Raw genomic sequence first — 304 nt, 5'->3', positions numbered from 1 at the left:
CTTCACCGCCGGCATGGAAGCTGGCGGTCGAGCCGCTCATGGCGATAAGGTTCGGCTGAGCCAGACGACGCACCAATCCCTTCTGCTCGAGCGCATTGATGACCACGTCGATGCGGCCGCCGGAGATTTCCAGCACCTTGGCGATCAACTGGCCGAAGGGCAGCATACCCGTTGCCGCACCCTTGGGGTCAAGGAGGCTACGGGCCAGGCTGCCGTCATCATTCACGGTGATACCCTGGCTGGTCGTTGCCTTGCCGATGCCGTTGTTGCCGTGCCCGGACCAACCGATCCCGAGGTCACGACC

The 304-nt window shown here is 63.8% G+C and carries 1 pseudogene; it reads right to left on the bottom strand.

From position 1 onward, the window contains the following. Positions 1 to 304: pseudogene (locus AF337_RS06535) on the bottom strand (type II and III secretion system protein family protein); the annotation flags it as partial.

Source organism: Rhizobium ecuadorense (assembly GCF_001187535.1).
Classification (GTDB): domain Bacteria; phylum Pseudomonadota; class Alphaproteobacteria; order Rhizobiales; family Rhizobiaceae; genus Rhizobium; species Rhizobium ecuadorense.
The sequence above is the reverse complement of the archived record's forward strand: the minus strand, read 5'-3'. Positions and strand labels throughout refer to the sequence as shown.